The organism is Dactylosporangium sp. NPDC050588 (assembly GCF_040654975.1).
In the GTDB taxonomy this organism is placed as follows: Bacteria; Actinomycetota; Actinomycetes; order Mycobacteriales; family Micromonosporaceae; genus Dactylosporangium; species Dactylosporangium maewongense.
Window position 1 is genome coordinate 26,666 of sequence record NZ_JBFAJA010000099.1, and the last position, 20,962, is coordinate 47,627.

15 protein-coding genes and 1 tRNA gene are annotated in these 20,962 nt (G+C 71.7%); 6 read left to right on the forward strand and 10 right to left on the reverse strand.

The genetic code is table 11. The features are described from left to right. Positions 1–104: 104 nt before the first annotated feature. The 3 genes from AB0I21_RS47890 (at position 105) to AB0I21_RS47900 (ending at position 5,637) form a co-directional block, all read left to right on the forward strand. Positions 105–1,382, forward strand: coding sequence for a hypothetical protein (locus AB0I21_RS47890; RefSeq protein ID WP_360571220.1), 1,278 nt, complete (start codon positions 105–107; stop codon positions 1,380–1,382). A gap of 95 nt (positions 1,383–1,477) precedes the next feature. After that, positions 1,478–4,924: a glycoside hydrolase family 2 TIM barrel-domain containing protein gene (locus AB0I21_RS47895; RefSeq protein WP_360571222.1), complete on the forward strand. Its 3,447-nt coding sequence runs from the start codon at positions 1,478–1,480 to the stop codon at positions 4,922–4,924. A 149-nt stretch (positions 4,925–5,073) separates the two neighbouring features. Continuing rightward, positions 5,074–5,637 carry a GNAT family N-acetyltransferase gene (locus tag AB0I21_RS47900; RefSeq protein WP_360571224.1) on the forward strand — a complete coding sequence of 188 codons (564 nt, stop codon included), beginning with the start codon at positions 5,074–5,076 and terminating at the stop codon, positions 5,635–5,637. On the opposite strand, the gene AB0I21_RS47905 is transcribed toward AB0I21_RS47900, so the two are convergent. The 7 genes from AB0I21_RS47905 to AB0I21_RS47935 all read right to left on the reverse strand — a co-directional run bounded on the left by AB0I21_RS47905 (position 5,608) and on the right by AB0I21_RS47935 (position 10,530). Then, entirely contained in the window at positions 5,608–5,964 is a 357-nt protein-coding gene (locus tag AB0I21_RS47905) for a cyclic-phosphate processing receiver domain-containing protein (RefSeq protein ID WP_360571226.1), read from the reverse strand. The two genes, AB0I21_RS47900 and AB0I21_RS47905, sit on opposite strands and share 30 nt — an antisense overlap. After that, the gene (locus AB0I21_RS47910; RefSeq protein WP_360571228.1) at positions 5,964–7,712 is read right to left on the reverse strand and encodes an ankyrin repeat domain-containing protein; all 1,749 of its coding nucleotides are present in this window, start codon (positions 7,710–7,712) and stop codon (positions 5,964–5,966) included. The genes AB0I21_RS47905 and AB0I21_RS47910 overlap by 1 nt, the downstream gene beginning before the upstream one ends. 44 nt (positions 7,713–7,756) lie before the next feature. Then, positions 7,757–7,829, reverse strand: a tRNA-Met gene (locus tag AB0I21_RS47915). Then, entirely contained in the window at positions 7,820–9,445 is a 1,626-nt protein-coding gene (locus tag AB0I21_RS47920; RefSeq protein WP_360571230.1) for a hypothetical protein, read from the reverse strand. The genes AB0I21_RS47915 and AB0I21_RS47920 overlap by 10 nt, the downstream gene beginning before the upstream one ends. Before the next feature lie 20 nt (positions 9,446–9,465). Further along, positions 9,466–9,627 carry a hypothetical protein gene (locus tag AB0I21_RS47925; RefSeq protein WP_360571232.1) on the reverse strand — a complete coding sequence of 54 codons (162 nt, stop codon included), beginning with the start codon at positions 9,625–9,627 and terminating at the stop codon, positions 9,466–9,468. 93 nt (positions 9,628–9,720) lie between these two features. Then, a complete protein-coding gene (locus AB0I21_RS47930) occupies positions 9,721–10,074 on the reverse strand; it encodes a hypothetical protein (RefSeq protein WP_360571234.1) in 354 nt (117 codons plus the stop codon). A 12-nt stretch (positions 10,075–10,086) separates the two neighbouring features. Continuing rightward, positions 10,087–10,530 (reverse strand): helix-turn-helix domain-containing protein, encoded by a 444-nt coding sequence (locus AB0I21_RS47935; protein ID WP_360571236.1) that lies wholly within the window; start codon positions 10,528–10,530, stop codon positions 10,087–10,089. A 1,058-nt stretch (positions 10,531–11,588) separates the two neighbouring features. Between AB0I21_RS47935 and AB0I21_RS47940 the strand changes: the two genes are divergently transcribed. From AB0I21_RS47940 to AB0I21_RS47950, 3 genes are all read left to right on the forward strand, one after another. Further along, the gene (locus AB0I21_RS47940; protein WP_360571238.1) at positions 11,589–13,025 is read left to right on the forward strand and encodes an ankyrin repeat domain-containing protein; all 1,437 of its coding nucleotides are present in this window, start codon (positions 11,589–11,591) and stop codon (positions 13,023–13,025) included. Between the two features lie 105 nt (positions 13,026–13,130). Further along, positions 13,131–15,203, forward strand: coding sequence for a cellulose binding domain-containing protein (locus AB0I21_RS47945; RefSeq protein ID WP_360571240.1), 2,073 nt, complete (start codon positions 13,131–13,133; stop codon positions 15,201–15,203). 731 nt (positions 15,204–15,934) lie between these two features. Further along, positions 15,935–16,348, forward strand: coding sequence for a GNAT family N-acetyltransferase (locus AB0I21_RS47950; protein ID WP_360571242.1), 414 nt, complete (start codon positions 15,935–15,937; stop codon positions 16,346–16,348). Here AB0I21_RS47950 and AB0I21_RS47955 read toward each other — a convergent pair. The 3 genes from AB0I21_RS47955 to AB0I21_RS47965 form a co-directional block, all read right to left on the reverse strand. Next, positions 16,345–17,379 carry a DNA polymerase IV gene (locus AB0I21_RS47955; protein WP_360571244.1) on the reverse strand — a complete coding sequence of 345 codons (1,035 nt, stop codon included), beginning with the start codon at positions 17,377–17,379 and terminating at the stop codon, positions 16,345–16,347. The two genes, AB0I21_RS47950 and AB0I21_RS47955, sit on opposite strands and share 4 nt — an antisense overlap. 107 nt (positions 17,380–17,486) lie before the next feature. Next, a complete protein-coding gene (locus AB0I21_RS47960) occupies positions 17,487–19,940 on the reverse strand; it encodes a LamG-like jellyroll fold domain-containing protein (protein ID WP_360571246.1) in 2,454 nt (817 codons plus the stop codon). Positions 19,941–20,021: 81 nt separating this feature from the next. Beyond that, a complete protein-coding gene (locus tag AB0I21_RS47965) occupies positions 20,022–20,747 on the reverse strand; it encodes a DUF6086 family protein (protein WP_344514832.1) in 726 nt (241 codons plus the stop codon). Positions 20,748–20,962: the final 215 nt, after the last annotated feature.

Genomic DNA, 20,962 nt, shown 5'->3' on the forward strand with positions numbered 1-20,962 from the left:
CGGTAGGCGGCGCCGGGGCGGGCCGGACAGGGTGCGGACACCTGAATGCATCGGGGTGTCGCCGCCCTGGGCCGGCCTGCCCCGCGACGGCCAGGCTGAGCGGCATGCGAAGGATCATGATGGCGATCGCGGCGGCGGTGCTGGTGGCGGCGCCCCTGACCGTGGGAACGCCGGCACAGGCCGCACCCGAGGGATTGACGGCGACCGAGGTGACGTTCACCGGCAACGGCGGCGTCACGCTGCACGGCACCGTGCTCGCGCCCACCGGAGGGGATGCCAGGAAACCGGCCGTCGTGCTGCTGGAGGGCGCCGGCAGCCGGGGCCGCGGCTACCTGCGCGCCGAGGCCGAGGCGTACGCGCGGCACGGCATCGTGACGCTCACCTACGACAAGCGCAGCACCGGGTACTCCCTGGTGCACCGCGACTACTCGGTGCTGGCCGACGACGCGCTCGCCGGGCTGCGCCTGCTGCGTGCCCGGCCGGACGTCGATCCCGAGAAGACCGGGCTGTGGGGGCTGTCGGAGGGCGCGTTCGTCGCCCCGATCGCCGCGAACCGCTCGACCGACGTCACGTTCGTCATCACCGTCGGCGCGGTCGGCATGACACCGGCGGAGGAGACGGCGTGGGCATACGGGCAGTACCTGCGCCACGCCGGCGTCCGCGGCCCGCTGCCCCGGCTCATGCAGACCAGCGTGGTGCGCGCGACGATCGACTTCGGGCTCTTCGCCGAGGCCGGCTTCGACCCGGTGCCGCACTGGGAGCGGGTCCGCCAGCCGGTCCTCACGCAGTGGGGCGAGCTCGACCGCGACGCCGTGCCGTCGCTCAGCAGCCGGCTCATCGGCGGGGCGCTCGACCGCGGCGGCAACCCGCACCACACCGTCCGGGTCGTCGCCGGCACCAACCACGACCTGCACCGCACCGAGGACGACGGCTTCGATCGCCTGCCGCTCCTCCCGGCCGGCTACGGGGACTTCGAGGCCGCCTGGATCGCCGACCCATCCATCGAGGCGCCGGGCGTCGCGTTCCCCGCGGAGGCGGCGATCGTCGACAGCGCGCCGCGCGGCTGGTGGGACACGACCTGGGCGCGGCTGGCGACCGCGGCGCTGCTGCTGGGCGCGCTGGTCGCGGGCGTGGTCAGGCGCGGGGCGTGGCTGCCGGCCGGGCTCGTCGCGGCCACCGTCGCCGGCACCCTCGCCTACCTGTTCTTCCTGCTCGTCGTCGCGGGCAAGGTGGCCGGCCCGGTCGTCCTCGGCCAGCCCCTCGCCTGGCTCGCCCTGCAGCTGCTCGCCGTCTCGACCGTGGCGGCGGCCGCCTGGCGGCGCCGGCCCATCGAAGGGGCACTCTTCGCGGTCTGGGCCGTCCAGTGGTTGACGTCTTGCTGAGGGTGCATTAGCTTCGCGTCTACTGCAAGCCGCTTCCCGAATCGGATCCGCCCGCAGCCGATTCCGGCAGGCAGCTCCCATCTTCGGAGGCCCGTGTGACCCCGCATCGGCGCGACGTCCTCAAACTCATCGGTGCCGGCACCGCCGGAGCCTTCCTGCCCGTTGCCCTGCCCGTTGCCCTTCCCGTTGGCCTGGACAGTCCGGCGCAGGCCGCCGGCTCGGCCGTGGTCCCGCTCGACGGGGACTGGCGCTTCGCGACCGACCCCGGCGGCATCGGCGAGGCGTCCGGCTGGGCCACGCCCGGCTTCGACGACTCCGGCTGGGCGACTCTGCGCATCCCCGGCAACTGGGACGTCCACGACGCGTGGGCCGGCTACCGCGGCTGGGGCTGGCACCGGCGCACCGTCCCGTCGCCCGCGATCAGCGCCGGGCAGGTCGTCCGGCTGCGGTTCGAGGCCGTCTACCACCGGGCCAGGGTCTGGTTCAACGGCGCCTACCTCGGCGAACACACCGGCGGCTACACGCCGTTCGAGTTCGACGTCACGAGCCGGCTCGCCGCCACCAACACCGTCGTGGTGGCGGCGAGCAACACCTACAGCATCGGCGCCTGGTGGCCGTGGGGCGGGATCAGCAGGTCGGTGTCGCTCACCGTCGACGCCGCCGTGCGGATCGAGCGGCAGCACGTCATCGCCACCCCGGACCTGACGACCGGCACGGGGGCGGTCGTCAACTGGGTGACGGTGTCCAACGCCGGCGCGACCGCGAAGACCGTCACCGTGCGCAGCGCGTTCCCGTGGGGCACCCCGGCGACGACGATCACCGTGCCCGCTCGGGGCACCGCCGAGGCGAGGCTTTCCAGCAGCGTCCCATCCGGCGGGTACGCGCTGTGGGGGCTGGACCGGCCCACCCTGTACACCTGCGAAACCACCGTCCTGGACGGCGTGACCGCGCTGCACGTGAAGTCGGACCGCTTCGGCTTCCGCAAGGTCGAGGTCCGTGGCACGGCGCTGCTGCTCAACGGCGAACCGGTCCGGCTCAACGGCTACAACCGGGTCGGCGACGACCGGGTCGCCGGCGCGACCGAGCCGACCTACCTGGTGCGGCGCGACCTCGACCGGATGAAGGCGGCCGGGGCCGGCCTGATGCGCATCCACCACGTGCCGCAGACGCCGGAGCTGCTCGACTACGCCGACGAGATCGGCATGCTGCTCATCGAGGAGATCCCCGTCTGGGGCACCGGCGCCAACCTCGACCCCGCCGACGAGGTCACCCGCGCCGAGCTGCGCGACATGATCCGCCGCGACTACAACCACCCGTCGGTCATCGCCTGGTCGGTGGCGAACGAGATCCGCGGCACCAGCGCGGAGGGCATGACGTTCGTCCGCGAGATGATCGCCTACATCAAGTCCACATTGGACAGCACCCGCCTGTGCACGTACGTCAGCAACACCTACGCGGGCGCCGCCACGCCCGGCGCGGAAGCGTTGCAGTACACGGACTTCGCGTGCCTCAACATGTACGGGAACTTCGCCGGCAACGTCGACCACGTGCACGGCCTCTACCCCGACAAGCCCATCTTCGTGTCGGAGTACAGCTCGGACAGCTTCACGTTCCCCACCAGCCGCGAGGACGTCGACTTCCGCACGACCAGCGACGCGGCGGCCCTCGCTTATCCGTCCAGGCCGTGGGTGGTGGGCAGCTCGCACTGGACCTTCAACGACTACCGCAGCGGCTACGGCGGCTCGTCCCCGGACCAGGTGCGCGGCTGGGGGATCCAGAACGTGTGGGGCCAGCGGAAGCGGGCCTACGCGCAGTTGCAGGCGACGAACGCCCTTGTGGGGCTGGGCCTTCTCTCTTCCGGCGGGCTGACCGTGTTGTCGCTGTCGGTCAAGGATGGTCCCGCCCGGATCCTGCGCGGGCACCGGCTCGCCTGGCAGGTCACCGACGCGGCCGGCACCGTGATCGACGGGCGGCTGCTGCCGCTGCCCGACGTCGCGCCCGGGAGCCCCACGCTGCAGCGGGCCGTCCGGTGGACCGACCCCGGCACCGCCGTGCGGCAGCGGCTGACGCTGCTCGCGCCCTCCGGCCACGAGGTCGCGGTGTCCACATCGGACGTCCGGGTGCCGGCGGCGCCGACCATCAGCTCCGTGCAGGCCGCGAACGGCGCCGTCCGCGTCGTCTTCGACCGGGTCGCCAACGCCGACGGCTACCGGGTGCTCGCCTCGACCGGCGCCACCAGCGCCGACACCATCAACGGGTTCGCCGACGTGACGCTGGCCAACGGGGTCGCGGCGCAGGTGCGGGTGGTCGCGTTCAACGGCGCCGGCACGTCGGCCGCGTCCGCGCCGGTCACCGTCACGCCCGGCGGCACCCTCGCGCTGCCGCCGAAGGTCCAGGACGTGGTGCCGGTCGACGGCGGGCTCGTGCTCGGCTTCATCGTCGCGCCCGGGGCGGCCGACCACCAGGTGGAGGTGCAGGGCGGCCCGGCGTTCACCACCGCGCTCAAGGGCTCGGTCCGCATCGTGACCAGCGGCTCCGCGGTACGCGTCAAAGGCGACAACACCGTGTGGAGCGCATACGTCTCGCCGTCCGAGGGCTTCGCGGCCCACGGCGCGCTCGCCGCGGACGACCGGGTCGCGGTGCGGATCACCCCCGACCCGTTCGCGGAGCGCTACGAGGTGACCGCCACCGGCGGCGGGCGGACCGTGACGCGCGTCGTGGAGTCCTCGGCGGTGGAGCTGCTGACCGTCGCCGGCCTGGTCGCCGACGCTGCTCAGAGTGTCGTTGTCCGCTGCGGTACGAGCGGTGGCTGGTCGGATCCGGTCACCGTGGCCACCCGGACGGTCCCGGTGCTCCCGGCGGGTGCGCCGGCCACGCCGACCGGGCTCGGCAGCTCGACCAGCGGGGGTGTGACGACGCTCGTGTGGTCCCCGGTGCCCGGCGCCGCCGGCTACCTCGTCGCCGCCACCGACTGCGGATCGCTGCCCACCACGGTCGTCACCTCGGCCGCGTCGCTGGTCGTGGGGGCCGCGTCCGCGGTCGCCGGCGTCGCCTACCGGGTCACGGCCATCGGGGAGGGCGGCGTCAGCGCCGCGTCAGCCGGCTACGTCGTGCCCGGCACGCCGGGGCCGCGGCAGGTGACGGTCACGCCCCTCGACACGGCCGCCGACTGCGCCGGCAACGTCCGCTACCGCGAGACCGGCACCTGGCTGGCGAGCAGCCTGCCGGGCGTGGACGGCACCCCGAGCCGGTACAGCAACACCGCCGGCTCCACCGCCACCTGGGCGCCGACGCTGCGGGCCGCCGGCACGTACCGGGTCGAGGTGTGGGTGCCGGCGAGCAGCAGCAGCACGACCGCGGCCGCGTACCAGGTCACCCACGCCGGCGGGACGGCCCCGCTGACGGTGAATCAGGTCAGCGTCGGCGGCGCCTGGTACACGCTGGGCACGTGGTCGTTCGTCCAGGGCGCTTTGGGGAAGGTCGTCCTGACCGCCGGCACCACGTTCGCCCGCGCCTCGGCGGTCCGGTTCACGCCCGCATGACGTTTCGCGCGGGCGCTCTGTTTCGCGCGGGCGCTCTGTGGCGCGCCGGCGTGGTGTGTCGCGATGGCGTGGTGTCGCGCCGGCGTGGTGTGTCGCGCCGGCGCGAAAACCGGCTGCCGGCGCTGATTCCGCGGTGCGAGGATGGGCCGATGTCGTTCACCATCAGACCCGTGCAGGCGTCCGACTGGCCGCTGGCGAAGGAGTTCCGGCTCGCCGCTCTGCAGGATCCGGTCGCGCCGATCGCGTTCCTGGAGACGTACGAGCAGGCCGTCGACCGGCCGGACGACTTCTGGCAGGGGCGTGCGGCCGATGCGGCGCTCGGTGAGACGGTCCGCCAGTTCATCGGTGAGTCTCCCGAGGGCCGCTGGCTCGGCTCGGTCACCGTCCTGGTCGAGCCCGCCGGCGTCGAGGATTTCTGCGGCCAGACCGCGCCGTTCGCCCAGACGCACGTCGTCGGCGTCTTCGTGCGCCCCGAGGCGCGCGGCACCGGCCTGGCCCTCGCCCTGTTCGACGCGGCGGTCGCCTGGTCCCGGACCCAGCCCGTCGACCGGGTCCGCCTCTACGTGCACGAGTCCAACGCCCGCGCCCAGGCGCTCTACGAGAAGGCCGGCTTCAAGCGCACCGGCGTCGAGGTGACCCTGTCGGCCGGCCCCGAGTTCGAGTACGCCTTCCCGCTGGTGCCCTCACTCCCCGAGGTACGCGACCTGGGGTGATCCCGTGGCGGGCCGGACCTCGTACCCCCACCGGCGCAGGGCCTGCAGCATCTTCGCCACGCCCGGCGGGTTGGCGGAGTGGACGAGGACGACCCCGATGTCGAACGGCCTGCCCTCGAACGCCGCCATCTCCAGGACCTCCACCACCGGCCAGATCGTGTCGTCGCCGCCGAGGTCGTGATCCAGCCACAGCTCGTCGATCCGCGCCTCCCGGTGCCGGCGCAGCGCCTCGACGCCCGCCGCGCTGGTCCGGGCGACCTCGGCCGCCCGGCCGTCCACGAAGGACCGCAGGTCGTCGACGAGGATCACGATGCTCACGCCGGCCATCACAGGTGGCGCAGGAACTCGAGGTCACGGCGGCCGGTCCAGATGGCCATGCGCTGGAAGGGCCGCTCCGAGCGGGCCTTCGGGTCGGCGCCCGCGTCGAGCAGCGCCCGCACCAACGCCGGGCTGCCGTAGGTGACGGCCGGGTGCAGGGGCGTCTCGCCGTTCACGTCGCGGGCGTCGACGTCCAGGCCGGCGGTCAGCAGCCGGGGCAGGATCGCCAGGTCGGCGTCGAACAGCCACGGCAGCAGGTGCAGCAGCGTGCGGCCCCGCTCGTCGCGGACGTGCGGGTCGATGCCGGCGTCCAGGGCGGCCGCCACCGCTGGGCCGTCGCCGAGGTGGACGAGCCGCAGGAGGTCGCGGCGCAGGCCGCGCATCTGGCTCGGCATCCGCACCGCCGGGTCCCGCCAGCCCTCCTGGGCGGCGACGCAGCCGCGGACCGGGCCGCCGAACGCGCGCATCGCCCGCTCGCGCTGGATCTCGGCCGGCGAGTCCTGGATGTGGATGGCGCCGTCGCGCAGCACCACCTCGTGGGTCGTCCCGGTGCAGTAGATCCGCACACGGTCCTTGATGCGGACCGTTGGTGGTGCGGGCGTCGTACCGGCCGGGAACAACGCCTCGTGCACCAGCGGATGCAGCTGGTCGGGGCGCAGCGACCCGCGCAGCATCCCGGTCAGCTCGTCCGGGCGGCGGGACAGCACGGACGGCAGCCGCGGCACGCGGGCCAGCTCCAGGCCGAACTCGGCGATCTCCGTGCGCTTCCGGTCGTCGTCGGCCTGCCCGTACGGCACAGCGGCGACCAGCCGGGCCCGGGGGCGCGGCGTGTCGAGGCGGTCCAGGACGAGGCAGCGGCCGGGGCGGTCGATCCGGACGAGGCCGCAGTGCTCGTCGACGTCGGTCGGCATCGGGTCGGGGCGCGGCGGTTCTCCTTGGGGACCCCAGTATTTGGGTCCTTCTTGTCTCTTGGGCTTCGCCGGGGGTGTCGCATCGCGCAGGTTTGTCACGTATTGGGCCACGCGGCGGGCCGCCTCGGGCAGCGTCGTGTGCACCGGCCGCAGCCGGGTGAGCGACTGCTCGATGACGGCCTGCCTGCTGTTGCGCAGTTCGTCGTCGGTGCGGCCGGGTGCGAACGCCGCCGGGTCGATGCGCTCCCGGCCCCACCTCGGGTCGAACAGCAGGACCTCGAGCTCGAACCCGGCCGCCGCCCACGCCTCGGCGTGCCGGCCCTCGTCGTCCAGCCGCATCGCCTGCTCGGCAACGGTTTCCGGCTGTGTCGTCCTACGCTCGCCGGTGTCGGTGAAGAACGGCAGGTGGGTCGTGCCGCCGCAGCGTGCCAGGAGTTCCTTCGTACACCGGGAATCCCAGCGGTCGCGGAGCAGCAGCAGCGAATGGTCGCGCTTGCCGGGCGCGGTGGCGTCGAGGCGCTCGAACGTCAGCCGGATCCGCTGCGGCTCGTCGAGGTTTCCCGGCGGCCTCGCGACCAGCGCGTACGCGTCGGGGAACACCGCCAGGGGCAGGCAGAGCCCGGGGCGCAGCAGGCCGTCGCCGGGGCGTTGCGGCAGGTGCCAGCGCAGCAGGTCGGGCACGAGGTGGCGCAGGTCGTCCTCGATCCGCCCGGCGACCTCTGTGCCGTGGGCGTTGCCGATCGCGGGCAGGTCCACGTCGACGTCGACGCCCGCGGTCTGGCACGCGCCGCGCCAGTCGCCGGCGAGCCGCCGCTCGGTCGCCCGCTCGACCATCCACCCCAGCACCACGGCCCGCCTTTCCAGTCCAAGCCCGCCTTTCCTGTTCAAGGCAGTGCCGACCGGATTCGAACCGGCGTCCTTCCGACTATGAGACGGACGCGACCACCTCTGCGCTACGGCCCTGCCGCGGCCGAGTTTAACGACAGCAGGCACCTTCCCAGGTCCGTCAGCTCGACGGTGACGCCGGGCTCCGGATGCACCGCCCACGGCGCGGTGCCCCACATGGCGGCGGCCTCGGCGGCCGCTTCCGAGTCATCCGCGAACCCGGCGACCGCGACGGCGCCGTGGCGGGCGAGGGACGCGAGGGTGTTGCGGATGGCGGTGGCGGCGATGCCGGCGAACAGGTCGGGATCCCTGGCCGGAAGGCGGCTCTCGTGCTCGTCGATCAGCCGGTCGGTCAGTTCCACCAGCTCGGCCTTTCCCTGTTGTACGGCCAGCAGGTCGAGGAACAGCGGGGTCCACGGGTCGACCCACTGGCGCAGCTGCGCGGTGCCCTTCTCCGAGTGCAGCGGGGTGATCGGGTGGATGAGCGCGTCGGCGAGGTCCACCCACAGGTCGAGCGCTTCCTGCGGCTGTGTCTTCCCGGCCAGGACGTCGTCGACCAGGGCCGCCCCCGGTCCGCGGACGACCCTGGTGCGGCGCAGCTGGACGACGTCGAACTCGATCGCGATCAGCCACAGCGGCGTCAGGATCGGCTCGGCCGTGCTCCGGTGGCCGAGCGCCGCGAGCAGCGCGGGCCGGTCGGCCTTGCGCAGCTCACCCCGGTCGTCGAGCGCCCGGCCGTCGCCCCCGACCCAGCCGGCGAGCGCGGCGAGGTCCCGCAGCAGCGCGCTCTCCCTGACCTGCTCGTGCAGCGGCTCCTCGACCTTCTGCTGTTTCCGCTTCTGGTGTTCTGTCTTTGCCGGCGCGTCCGCCTTTGCCGGCGCGTCCGTCTGCTGCGGTTCGTTCGTCTGGTCCGGTTCGCTTGCCTTCGCTGGTTCGCTTGCCTTCGCTGGTTCGCTTGCCTTCGCTGGTTCGCTTGCCTTCGCTGGTTCGCTTGCCTTCGCTGATTCGCTCGGCTTCGCTGGTTCTCTTGCCTTCGTCGGTTCGCTTGGCTTCGCTGGTTCGCCTGGCTTCGCTGGCCCGTTCGGCTGGTCCGGCGGGGTCGTCTTCGTCCGCTGCGGAGGCCGGGTGCTCATCGTGACGGTGCCGCCGTCGATGATGACGTGGCCGGTCGCGTACCCCTCGCGCTCCTCCATCAGCCGCCCGAGCACCTCCCGGCGCTCCTCCGGCTCCCGCGCGCTGAACTCCGCCGCCCACGCGTCGATCTCCGCCGGGTCCCCGTCGGGCCTGACGCCGTCCTGGAGCATCGCGGTGAAGATCCGCTTCTCCAGCTCCCACCGGCTCGTGTCGGCCATCGCGGCCGGGAACTTCGCCGTGAGCCGGTCCACCTCCTTGAGCAGCGCGGCGGGCTTGGCGCTCGCCGGGTGCAGCCGGTCCGTGGCGTCGAGGAACCGCAGGAACTCCCGCACCGTGCCGACCCCGTGCTCGGTCAGCCCCCACGCGTCGACCTGCCGTGGCACGACGGCGTTCATGAGCAGCTCGTGCACGTCCCCACTGCGCCACCGGGTCGGGTCGGGCCGCTCCAGCCGCTCGGCCCGCACCCGCAACAACACCGCGATCCGGTCCCGCTCGGCCTCGCCTGTCGATTCCCACGCTGCGAACTCGTCGACGAGCCGCCGCTGCAACCGGTACGCCATTCACCGACCCTATCCGTAGCTCAGGTCACCAGTTTGCTGAAGAAGTCCCCGAACCCCTTGCCCAGCGCACCGATCAGCCCCAGGAGCCCTTGGGCGACGCTCGCCGCCGCCTGCGGCCGGAACGCGATGAAGTAGATGATGAATGCCCAAGCGGCGTAGGTCAGCGTTTTCTTCACTGTCATCGGTCGCCCCGTGCGGTTGTCGTTCAGTCGTGTGCCGATCCGCCGACTACCCCATCGCCACAGCCCTAACCGCCCGTTTCCTCAGTGCTTCGTTCACCGCTTCACGGACCGTTCGATGAGGTCAACGGCACTGCGCGGATCGTCGACCTGGATCACCAGCCGCGCATACCGCTCGTCGGCGAGCTCCACGACAATGGCCTTCTCCGCGTCCCGCACATCCCAGAACACCCTCTCCCCGTCAAGGCGAAACGTCCCCGCCGTGATCACATTCGGGATGTGCGACCCAGCCGTCCTGATCCCTTTCGGCTGCCGCACCATTCCCGGGTCCGCCGTGGCCCCCCGCACGTTCGCCAGCGGAATCTCCAGCCTGCTCTTGAGCGCCCAGAGCTTGTCCAGCCCTTCCATCTCCACAACGAGGTTCCCCGAATCGATACTGACCGTCGCCATCCCCATCACTCCTTAGCTTCTTTGCCCGGTCCGCGCCCGCAGCCGCAGCCCCAACAGCTCCGTGGCCCGCTCCACTCCAACGGCGTCATCCAGCCGAGCGAGCGCACCCCTGATCAACCCGGCGACCTCGGGATCACCCGGCGCCTGCTCAACGGCCGCCAGCAGCAACAGATCCAGCACGCCCCCCTCGACGAGCGAGGCATCCCGGCCGCCGTCCTCCGGAGCCGACTTCTCGATGGCCGCGAGCGCCGGCTCAAACTCGTGCTCGAGATACCACCGCAACGCGGTCAGATAGAGCCCCCGCTTGCTGCCGAACGTCTTGTACAGGCTGTTCCGATGCACTCCCAACCCATTGACCAGGTCATCCACGGACAACCCGTCGTAGGCGCGTCCCGCGAACAGCCGCACCGCCGCCCGCGTCACCACCTCTTCGTCAAAGCCTCTCGGTCGCCCCACCCCTCAGACGGTACGAGTAAAGGAACGATCAGTCAAGAACGAACGTTCCTAAATACTGCCGACACCCTCACCAACCGTCCAAGGTGGAGCACGCCCGGCCGGCCTCCGACGCCGAACCCGCAGCACCTGCCCAATGGGTGCCGCCGACGCGCACCCCCACGGGACGGGTCGTCGCGCGGGTCGACAGAGCGCCCGACAGCCCCACGTCGAAGCGCGCCCACTCGCCTGTCTCTCAGCGACTGTCGAGCTCTCGGTAGCGGGCGAGGGCCTGGTCGGCAGTCCAGCCGTGGGCGCTTCAGCCATAAGCGGTTCGGGCGCGAGCGGTTCGGGCGCGAGCGGTTCGGGCGCGAGCGGTTCAGGCGTGAGCGGTTCAGGCGTGAGCGGTTCAGGCGTGAGCGGTTCAGGCGTGAGCGGTTCAGGTGTGAGCGGTCCTGGCGAAGGCGGTGCGCTGGCGGGCGCTGGATCGTCGACCGGCTCACCGTGACCCAGGTGGCCGCCGCCGGCGACGCGTCCGCCGCACAGTGCCGTGGCGGTCGACGGTGCCGCCGTTGCCAGGATGCGAGCGTTGCGGAGCCTCGTCAGCTTCGCTGCGTGGCGGGCCGCCAGCCCGTGCGTGCGGACCTCGGCGAACTCCGCCCTCACCCGCCGCCTCTCCTCGCACCGCCGGTCGAAGGCTGCGGCCTGCGCGGCGCGGCGAGCTGCCATCCACTCGTCCGAGCCGAACGGCGCCGACGAGGTGGAATCTGTTGCTGGCAAAGCGGATCGCATGGGCTGCCTCCCCCCGGTAGGCGCTGCACTCCATCGTCGGGGTCGCACGATCCCGCGTCCAGCGGCGTCGCCAACTGTCACCCAACGCCACCGAACCCAACACCGAGAGTTGCATTGCGGCGTCGCGGGTGACCGCGGCGGGTGAAGTCGTCTAACCTTGGGGTCGGCGCTCGGGGCGCCAGCAGTCCGCGCGAAGGGCGAAGCCCACCTGGTAGATCGAGGCAGTGCCGGCATCACCTCCTTTCCGGCCTGAGTTTGCGGGCACCAGGCGCACGGACAAGGAGGCAGTCGTGCCGACCCGTCGTCTTCCCGATCAACCCGACGTCGAGCAGCTCCGCAACCAGGCCAAGGCGCTCCAGCGGCGCGTGCGTGACGGCGATCCGCAGGCGCTGGAGCTGTTGCGGGAGTTCCATCCCAGGCACCGCGACGTGCAGCCCGCGACCGTCAAACGGGCCGACGCGCAGCTGGTGGTCGCGCGGTCCTACGGGTTCGCAAGCTGGCCGGCGCTGCGGGCGACGCTGGACGTGATCGGCAAGTTCGCCCGATCGCCGCACCAGCAGAGGCCCGCCGGCGCGGCGGACGAGTTCTTGGTGCTCGCCTGCCTTACCTACGGTGGCGACGACCCGCGGCGGTGGGCGCGGGCGCGGCAGATGCTCGACGAGCGGCCCGAGCTGGCCGGGCACTCCATCTACACCGCCGCGGCGGTCGGGGACGTCGCGGCGGCGCGGCGGATCCTCGACGCCGATCCCGGCGCGGCGGATCGGCAGGGCGGCCCGCACAGGTGGGAGCCGCTGCTGTATCTGGCGTATTCGCGCGTCGACAGCACGGCGGCGGGGCACTCCACAGTGGAGGTCGCGCGGCTGCTGCTGGAGCGCGGCGCCGACCCGGCTGCGGGGTTCCTGTGGGACGGGTTGACGTCGCCGTTCACGGTGCTGGCGGGGGTGTTCGGCGGTGGTGAGGGCGGTCAGCCCGCGCACCGGGACGGGCCGGCGCTGGCGGAACTGCTGCTCGAGGCGGGAGCCGACGCGAATGACAGTCAGACGCTGTACAACCGCGGCCTCCATCAAGACGATGACTCGCACCTTCCCGTGCTGTTGCGGCACGGGCTCGGGCGCGGTGACGGCGGGGTGTGGCACCGGCGGCTCGGGCCGACCCACCCCACGCCTGCGCAGCTGCTGCAGGACGAGCTGATCAAGGCGGCGCAGCACGGGGCGGTCGAGCGCGCGCGCCTCCTGGTGCGGCACGGCGCCGATCCGCGGGGTCTGGGCACCGGGCATCCCGTGTTCCAGGGGCTCGACGCGTTCTCGACGGCCGTGTTGTACGGCAATGCCGACGTGGCGGAGCTGTTCGGGGGCGACGGAGACCCGGTGCTGCGGTTTCTGGGCGCCTGCATGCGCGGTGACGCGGCCGCGACCAGTGACCGGCGGACGGCGGAGCTGGCGATCGCGGCGAAGCCGCACCATCTCGTCGCCGCGGCGAAGCTCGGCAGGACGGGCGCGGTGCGGCTGATGGCGGAGCTGGGGTTCGAGTTCAGGGGCACGTTGGCGCTGCACGAGGCGGCGTACCACGGGCACCTCGACACGGTGCGGGCGCTGGTCGAGCTGGGCGCCGACCCGGGGCGGACAGATCCGTCGTTCCACGCCACGGCACGGGGCTGGGCGGAGCACAACGAGCAATGGGTGGTGGCGGACTACCTGGCGTCCGTGGAACGTTCGCGGACCGAGTAGGACACGGCCATGGTCACGAGGTCAGCGCTGTCGAAGCGCTTGACATGGTCCCGGGGCATCCCCAGCATGGGAGCGCTTCCATCCATGCTCTCCGATTGGACCGTCATGAAGATCGGAATTCGCCGCGGCGCCGTGATGGGCGCGGCGCTGCTGCTCGCGGCCGTTCCAGCGGTCGCCGTTCCGGGGGCCGCCATGGCCGCCGACCCCGTCGCAACCACCGTCACCGTCAACGCCAAGGCCGGCCTGGCGACCGTCCCCGACACCGCTCTGGGCGTCAACGACGCGATCTGGGACGCCGAGCTCGGCACCACCGCGGTGTCCGACCTGCTCGGCGCCGCCGGCGTGCAGATGCTGCGGTATCCGGGCGGCTCGTATGCCGACATCTACCACTGGCGCGACCACACCGCGCCCGGCGGTTACGTGGCGCCGAACACCGACTTCGACACGTTCATGGGCTCGGTCCGCCGCATCAACGCCCAGCCGATGATCATCGCGAACTACGGCACGGGTACTGCCGAGGAAGCCGCCGACTGGGTCCGCTACGCCAACGTGACCAAGGGTTACGGCGCGAAGTACTGGACGATCGGCAACGAGAACTACGGCAACGGCCACTACGGCTCCGCGTGGGAGGCGGACAACCACGCCGACAAGAGCCCGCGGGCGTATGCGGAGGGCGTGGTCGCGTTCGCCGCGGCGATGAAGGCCGTCGACCCGACCATCAAGATCGGCGCGGTGCTGACCACACCGGGCAACTGGCCCGACGGGCTGGTCGGCTCGGGCGACGCCGGCACGTGGAACCAGGTCGTGCTGTCCGTCGCCGGGCCGTCGATCGACTTCGTGGACCTGCACTGGTATCCGGGCGGCGGCACCGCCGCGGAGTCCCTGACCAAGACCGAGCAGATCGACGACATCATGTACCTGACGCGGCAGCAGATCGCCCGCTACGCGGGTACCGGCGCCGGCCGCATCAAGGTCAGCTTCACCGAGCTGAACGTGGGCGTCGGTCTGAACACGCAGCCGGGAGCGCTGTTCCTCGCCGATGCGTACACCAGCCTTCTCGCCAACGGGGTCTTCACCGTCCAGTGGTGGAACGTGCACAACGGCATCGGCACCGTCTCTACCGTCGCCGGGCAGACCGACTACGGCGACTTCGGCCTGCTGTCCAGCGGCGGTTGCCAGACCGGCGGCACCGTGTGCGAGCCGGCGATGAACACGCCGTTCGCGCCGTATCACGCACTGAGCGTCATGAAGTCGTTCGTCCGCCCGGGCGACCAGCTCGTCCGCGCCGCCACCGGGGACCCGCTCGTGGCCGCGCACGCCGCCCGCCGGTCCAACGGGGACCTCGCCGTCCTGCTCATCAACAAGGACCCCGACAACGCGCGGTCCGTCAGCCTCAAGTACTCCGGCTGGTCCGCCGCGTCGGGCGCGCCGACGGTCACCACGTTCCGCAACGGTGACAGCGCCCCGTCGACCGCGACGGCGGGCACGGCGGCGGCGCAGACCATCGCGCCGTACTCGCTGACGCTGCTCGTGCTCCACCCGTCGTCGCCCACGACCGGCGCGCCGAAGGCACCCGGCCAGCCCACGACGACCGCCATCGGCGCGAACACCGCGACCATCGCGTGGCCGGCGGCGCCCGCGGGCAGCAGCCCGATCGCCAAGTACGAGGTGTACCGTCAGAACGGCGCCATCAGCGAGCAGCTCGGCGAGACGTCCGGCACGTCGCTGCCGGTGTACAACCTGAACCCCGGCACCCGGTACACCGTCAACGTGGTCACCCGCGACACCGCGGGCAAGGTCTCCTGGTCCTCGCCGCCGCTGACGTTCACGACGACGAGCCCGGCGACGAGCGCCTGCACCGTCCGCTTCACCGACGTCAACGACTGGGGCAACGGCTACGTCGGCAACATCGACATCACCAACACCGGCCCGAGCCCGATCAACGGCTGGACGCTGACCTTCACCTGGCCCACCGCCTGGCAGAGCGTCAGCGGCAGCTGGAACGGCAACTGGACCCAGACCGGCCGCGACGTGAAGGTCACCAACATCGACACGAACGGCGCCCTCGCCGCCGGCGGTGGGGCCACCAGCACCGGGTTCGTCGGCGCGTACAACGGACCCAACGTTCTCCCGTCCGCCTTCCGCCTCAACGGCACGGTCTGCACCGTCGCCGCCTGACCCGCTCTTCGGCGAACCGGTCCGGCAGCAGTCGTTGCCGGACCGGGAGCCAACGCCTGGCGAGCCGGGCGGGCAGCTGTCGTTGCCGAAACGGGGTGATCGCTTTGTGAACCGGGGCGGGCGGCAGTCGCTGTCGGCGCGGGGCGATCGCCATTGCGAGGTGCGAGGCGGCAGCGGGCGCAGCAGCTCGGTCTTGGATGTGTCCCGGTCGAACCGGGGGGGCGGCTGTTGTTGCCGGCACGGGGCGATTGCTTGCGGAACTGGGTGGCAGCGGGCGCAGCAGCTCGGTCTTGGATGTGTCCCGGTCGAACCGGGGCGGGCGGCTGTTGTTGCCGGCACGGGGCGATTGCTTGCGGAACTGGGTGGCAGCGGGCGCAGCAGCTCGGTCTTGGATGTGTCCCGGTCGAACCGGGGCGGGCGGCTGTTGTTGCCGGCACAGGGCGATTGCTTGCGGAACGGGGTGGCAGCGGGCGCAGCAGCTCGGTCTTGGATGTGTCCCGGTCGAACCGGGGCGGGCGGCTGTTGTTGCCGGCACGGGGCGATTGCTTGCGAAACGGGGCGGGCACCAGCCGTTGCCGGGAGTCTTCGTCTTGCGGGCCCGGCTGGTAGCAGCCGTTGCCGGACCGGAGGCATTGCCGTCGAAATGTGTTGCGGGGGTGGGGAACGGCGGCAGGATGGGCGGGGTGGGGATGTGGGAGGTGCGGCGGGCTGCGGCGGCGGATGCTGGGGTTGTGGCGGGGTTGCTGGATGCGTTCAACCGGGAGTTCGACACGGCTACGCCTGGGGTTGAGGTGCTTGCCGGGCGGCTTGAGCGGTTGCTGGTGGGGGATGAGCTGGTGGTGTTGCTGGCGGGGGAGCCGGCCGCCGGGGTTGCCGTGCTGTCGTTTCGGGTCAATGTCTGGTCCGATGGGCCCGCCGTCCTGCTTGACGAGCTGTATGTCAGGCCGGGGCTGCGCGGCCAGGGGGTCGGGCGCGCGATGCTGGGCGCCGCGTGTGCGGTGGCGAAGGGGCGTGGGGCGGAGGCGTTGGAGATCAATGTGGATGGGGCGGACACGGACGCGCGGCGGTTCTACGAGGCGCACGGGTTCGTCAACGTTGAGCCGGGGGCGGATGAGCCGATGTACTTCTACTACCGCGACCTCTAATCCGGCAGCTCCAGGTCCAGGCGGACGCCGAGCAGGCGCACCGGGCGCTGCAGGGAGAACTTGGCCAGCACGGTCCGCGCGGTCCCGGCGATCACGTCGAGGTCGGTGGTCGGGCCGCCGCGCAGCTTCATGACCTTGGTGGGGGTGTAGAAGGACGAGAAGCGGACCTTCACCGCCACGTGTGTGACCTGCCGCCCGTCGGCGACGACCGAGGCGCCCAGTGCAGTCGCGAGCGCGGAGACGTGGCCGGCGAGTTCGTCCGGGTCGGTGACGTCCGTGAGGAACGTCGTCTCGCGGCTGCGTGACCGGGCGATCCAGGGCTCCGTGTCGATGGTGGTGTCGCCGGTGCCGACGGCCGTCGCCGCGAGCCATGTGCCGCTGCGCTGCCCGAAGTGCTCGATGAGCAGGGCCGGTTCCGCGCCGGCCAGGTCAAGAACGGTGTGGATGCCGAGGGCGGTGAGCCGCTTCGTGGTCTTCGGGCCGACGCCCCACAGGTCGGCCGCGGGAAGGGCGCCCATGACGTCGGGCCACGTCGCGCCTGTGAGCTGGAACAGGCCGCCGGGCTTGGCGAACCGTGCCGCGTGCTTGGCGGTGAGCTTGTTGTCGCCGACGCCGACCGCGCAGCTCAGCCCGGTCTCGTCCAGCACCGCCTGCCGTACGTCCGCCGCGAGCACCATCGGCTCGTCGGTGTCGGCGCCGAGGAAGGCCTCGTCCCAGCCGTACACCTGCAGCAGCACAGGAAAGCGCGCCAATGTCGCCATGACCTGCACCGATGCGGCCTGGTACGCCTCGACGTCGGACGGCAGGAACACGGCCGACGGGCACCGCTTCGCCGCCGCCTTCAACGGCATGCCGGACCGGACGCCGAGGGCGCGCGCCTCGTACGACGCGGTCGCCACCACCTGCCGTGGCCGCTCCGGATTCCCGTCGCCGCCGACGACGACGGGCAGCCCTTTCAGCGAAGGCCGCCGAAGGATCTCCACCGCCGCGATGAACTGATCAAGGTCGACGTGCAGCAGCCACCAGCCCACCCGTCCACGCTAACCGAACCACGTCGCACGCAGGGGCGATGCGCCATCCTCAGCAACCTGGAACAACACCGGGAGCGGGACGAGAAGCCCCGCCCCCGGCGCCGGCGTCAGTTGCCGGAGGTGAACAGTTGCTGGATCTCGGCGGGGGTCAGGGCACGGTCGTACAGGTGGACCTGGTCGACGGTGCCGTCGAGGAAGTCGACGGGGTTCCCGCCGAACTTGCCGCGGCCGATGACGGTGTTGCCGGTGGGGGCGGCCTGCGGGAGGCAGGCACTGGCGGTGCCGGCGAGCTGGCCGTCGACGTACAGGCGGAGCTCGCCCTTCACGGTGTCGCGGACGCCGGCGAGGTGGTACCACTGGCCCGGGTTCGGCCTGGTGGGTGCCAGGGCGCGGACGCCGACGAAGCTCATCGCGAAGCGCTGGTCGGCACCGGAGTACTGCAGGAAGAAGTCGCTGTTCGTCGGGCCGTCCTGGCTGACGACGGTCTGGAAGGCGCCGTCGACGCGGTCGAGCTTGACCCATGCGGCGGCGGTGTAGTCGGTCGCCGTGTTGAGCAGCGGGGCGCCGGTGTCGAGGTAACCGTTGTCGAAGGAGACGCCGTCGCCGGTGTGCCCCGCGACGAACGCCGCCCCGCCGACCACGGTGGCGTCGTGGGAACCCGCCGCATCCGCAAAGGAGCCGTCGAGGGGGTAGAAGGCGATGCCGGTCAGGCCCGGCGTGCCCGGCGGAGGCTGCGGCACGTTGCCCGGTGAGCCGTCGGCGGCGGCGATGATCTGCTGGTTGATCTGCTTGACCTGCTTGAGGTCCATCTTCGCGACCTGCCGGTCGTAGGTCCAGAAGCCGTTGAGCTCGCCTTCGACGTCGGTGATCTGGGTGTACACCGAGGCGCTGATCCCGCAGGACTTCGCCGACGCGATGACGGCCTTCTGGTTCTCGACGTACTTCGCGGTGAGCGTCGCCTTGTCGGGCGTCATCTCGTACGCGCCGCCGTCGCCGAACCACATGTGGTTGGACGTCTTCAGGCCGAAGCCGCCGTGCTCGCCGTCGATCGAGACGCGGTCGCCGCTCGGCGCGGGGGAGGCCGGGCCGAGGTACTGGTGGAAGTCGATGACGTCGCCGCGGCCGGAGTCGCCCTTGGAGTTGCAGCAGTTGACGCCGCTGTGCGCGTTGACGAGCCGCGAGGGGTCCTGGGCCTTGACGTCGTCGGCGATGCGGCCGGTCGCGGTGCGGTCCCACTCGCCCCAGCCCTCGTTGAAGGGCACCCACGCCACGATCGACGTCCAGCTCTGGTGCTCGCGGACCATCTCGTGCAGCTCGGCCTCGAACTGGTCGCGCCACTCCACCGGGATGGGGCCGGTGTTGGCCGCCGGCATGTCCTGCCACACCATCAGGCCGAGCTTGTCGGCCCAGTAGTACCAGCGGTCGGGCTCGACCTTGATGTGCTTGCGCACGGCGTTGAAGCCCATCGCCTTGTCCTGCTGCAGGTCGAACTTCAGCGCCGCGTCGGTGGGTGCGGTGTTGAGCCCGTCGGGCCAGAAGCCCTGGTCGAGGTTGGCGAGGTTGAACAGGATCTTGCCGTTGAGCGCGATCCGCAGCTTGCCGTCGGCGCCGCGCAGGGTGCCGATCTGCCGCATGCCGAAGTAGGAGCCGACGGTGTCGCCGGAGGTGAGCCGGACCTGCAGGTCGTACAGGAACGGGTTGTCCGGCGACCAGAGCTTCGGGTTCGGCACGGGCACCGCGACCGGCGTGCCGACGGTGCCGGTGACCCGGCCGACGACCTTGCTGCCGTTGCGGGCGACCGCCTCGAACTGCTGGCCGGGCGTGCCGTTCACGGTCAGGCCCAGGCTCTGGGTCGCCAGGGAGGGCGTCATCGAGAGGGAGGTGATGGACGCGGCCGGGACGGGCTCCATCCACACCGTCCGCCAGATGCCGGAGCTGCCCTGGTAGAAGATGCCGCGGTCGCTGACCCGGCGCTGCTTGCCGATCGGCTGGCCGGTTGCGTCGGTGAGGTCCTCCGCCCAGACGATCAGCTCCTGGGGGCCGGTCCCGACCAGCGCGTCGGTCACGTCGAGGTCGAAGCCGTCGTACCCGCCGCGGTGCGTGCCCACCTGGGTGCCGTTGACGTACACCTTCGCGTCGTAGTCGACCGCGCCGAAGTGCAGGACCAGCCGCTGGCCCGCCCAGGCGGCCGGGACGGTGAAGGTCCGCCGGTACCACATCCGGTCCTCGTGCCTCTGGATCCCGGACAGCGCCGACTCGATCGGATACGGCACCAGCACCCGCTCGCCCAGGCTCTGCCCGGTCGGCACGGCCTGGTCGACGGTGGCCCGGGCGAACTCCCACACGCCGTTGAGGTTCTGCCAGCGGTTGCGGGTGAGCTGCGGCCGCGGGTACTCCGGCAGGGCGTTGGCGGGCCCGACCTGGGCGGTCCACGGGGTGGCGATGGGTGGGATGCCGGGGTGCCAGCTGGGTCCTTCGGGCGGTGGCGGGGCGGCGGCCGCGGGGGTGGCCACGGCGACCGCGATCGCGGTGGCGGCCGCGATCCAGGCGAGTCTTCTCACGGGTGCACTCCTTAGCATCGAAGTGCACCCATACCAACAAAAGCAATCAGGTTACGTCAAGCATTGACACATTCAAACACCTCATGCAACGCTCGGGGGCGGATCCCCGAAGCCGAGCCAGGTGATCCGGTGGCCCAGTCCGTCGTGCACCACCTGCAGGCGCAGCCGCGACACCCCGTAGACCGTGTCCCACAACGACATGACGCTGACTCTGCGGTACCCCTCATCGGTGCTGATCAGGTCCGGTGGGATCCGCTGCGGCGGCAGCAGCAGGGGCACCGGGTAGCCGTCGACGATCTCCCGCAGCCGGTCGCCCTGCCAGCCGAGGCCGTCCGTGCGGGCGTCGATCGTCTGGTACCAGCCCCGTACAAGATCCAAGACGATCGCCGCGAGCTCGAAGCGGACCGACGGCGGCAGCTCGCGCGCGGTCGGTGGCCCCCACGCGACCGGTTCGAGCCCGCTCGGCGGCAGCGCGACGTGCATGCCGTCGCGGATCTCCGGGTTGCCGCCGAGTTCCCGCAGTGGGCCGTTGAGGTGCTGGTCGAGCGACGCGAGGACCTGCAACGTGCCGAGCGACATCGCTCGCACGGCCGGCGAGTGCTGCCGGTTCCAGTCGTTGAGCAGGAACACGAAGAACTCCCGCAGCTTCAACGGGTCGAAGTGCAGCTCGTCGCTCTCGGGCCCGAGGATGCCGCTGGAGCGCTGGATCCGGTGCTCCATGACGCGCACCTGCGCCGCGAACAGCTGCGCCGTGCTGGTGCCCGGCTTCCAGAAGGGGACCCCGTCGACGTACCCGTACATGCCCATGCGCATGACCTTGCCATCCGTGGGCCGCGGCGACGAAAAAAGTCCGGGCGAAGCCTTATGCCCATCCGGGTGACGCCGATGTCAGAGCCGTGCGGGCCACGGACGGCCCGGGCAGTACGACCCGGATCAAGGAGGAATCACCATGGGTCTTCGTATCAACAACAACATCGCCGCGCAGAACGCCTACCGGAACCTGTCGACGACCGACAGCCAGA